Genomic DNA, 1,645 nt, shown 5'->3' with positions numbered 1-1,645 from the left:
TGCTATGTCCATAGGGTTTTTGGACACGGAGTCCGGTGTCTTTTTGGACACGGAATCCATGGTGTTCTTGGGCACTTCTAGCGGCTTACGGTTGCAGCCTGCGTTTCGGCCGGGGCTTGGATAATTTCGGGTTCATCCGCGGTGGTTGGCGATGTTTCATTCCTTCGACGAGGTTAATGTTGATCTGACCACCTGGCGGCCTGTGGCTCAACGTGATCGGAAGGGGCACGCTGAAGAGGAATTCACCATCATGGGCCGTGTAGAACTCCGCAACATTATCGACTGTGACTGTCGAGTAGAGCCGACGGTTTTTAAACCTCAGACCAATGTAGAGACCGAAACCGCATACGCGTACAACGCCGTCTTTGCTCACGCAGAGCTGGTCTGGGATGCCCCAATGGTTTGTTGATTGTGGCGTCGGCGCCGTTAGTGTGGAGGTGTCGGTGGGAGGTATGCCTTGCTGAGCTGCCATGTCATCGGTGTTGGCCTCGTGTGAAGTTGCCGCTTCCACGGGGCCGTTTGGCATTTTGGATATAGCTTGAGGATTGTGTGCTTGGTTATAGGCAACTACGCGGGCCCAGATTTGATCAGGATCGAGTGGATGCGTAGGCGACGGTGCCTTGGGGAAGGTATCGAAAGCCTGGCGTGGTGTGATATGCATCTTGCCGACCAGCAGTGATTGGTGCCGTCGTTGTTCGTTGTATACCTGGCGATATTCGGCCAGATAGGTGTTGACCTCAGCAAGGCTTGCTGGGTGGCGTGCATCGAGGAACTGGGTCAACGTACGGTGAGATCGCTCGTCTTTTCCCTGGGTTGTCGGTGCGAAACCAGCAATAGCAAGTACGCCTTGGCTGGCGAGCCAAGTTTCAGTAGCAGAGAGAAAACCCCGGTGGTAGGTGGCGAACGCATCGCCATTGTCAGAAAGGATTTCTTGGGGTTTGCCGTAGGCGGCGAACGCTGCGGCCAGCGTAGCGCGCGCATCAGTACCGTTTTCCGGTAGAGCGAATGCTGTGGTTCCGACATCAAATCTGCTGGCATCATCGATGATCTGGTAAATCGTGACATGCGTGTGGGCATGGTCGAAGAGGCGATAGACCAGTCCATCGATTTGCCAGAGTTCACCGACGAAATCACGGGCGAAGCGCTTATAGGAACTCCGCGGCCGTTTGCGGGCATTGGCATCAACAAATCCCAGCTCATACAGCCACGAGGCGATTGTGGACCGCGATGGGGTGCGATCTGCACCGACAGAGTCGAACAAGAAGTAGTAGATCGACCAAGGGCCATAATCCAAGCCTTGTTCCATCAACTGTTGCCTGGCGTGAATGACTGCGATTTTGTCGGCCTCGTCAAATTTCTTCATCGGATTCTTCGGGGCAGTCGAATCCGGCACGATACCTGCTCGGCCTTTCTGCGCTATCCGGTTTTTGATGTTGTGGTACGTCTGTCGCGAGATCCCCAATTCTTTGCAAAACTGTGTGACCGTCTTGCCGTCACGAACGGGATCGAAATCTGCGACCTTTCTACGTTTATGCAATGGAATAGCCATCCGGCTATTCCACCGCCGTAACCGTCCAAAAAGCCACTAGACATCCCGTCCAAAAACATCCTGGACTCCGTGTCCAAAAAGTCCCTAGACATCACA

The 1,645-nt window shown here is 54.2% G+C and carries 1 protein-coding gene; it reads right to left on the bottom strand.

The features are described 5' to 3' along the window. Positions 1–85: 85 nt before the first annotated feature. A complete protein-coding gene (locus JMN37_RS11230; RefSeq protein WP_252932198.1) occupies positions 86–1,549 on the bottom strand; it encodes an integrase core domain-containing protein in 1,464 nt (487 codons plus the stop codon). Between the last annotated feature and the right edge of the window lie 96 nt (positions 1,550–1,645).

Source organism: Corynebacterium lipophilum (assembly GCF_024102595.1).
Lineage (GTDB): Bacteria > Actinomycetota > Actinomycetes > Mycobacteriales > Mycobacteriaceae > Corynebacterium > Corynebacterium pseudogenitalium.
Note: the sequence above shows the minus strand (reverse complement) of the source record. Positions and strands in the feature narration are given on the sequence as shown.

Excerpts from the sequence above, each read along its gene's own strand:
- JMN37_RS11230 (WP_252932198.1), bottom strand. The coding sequence starts at position 1,549 with ATGGCTATTCCATTGCATAAACGTAGAAAGGTCGCAGATTTCGATCCC.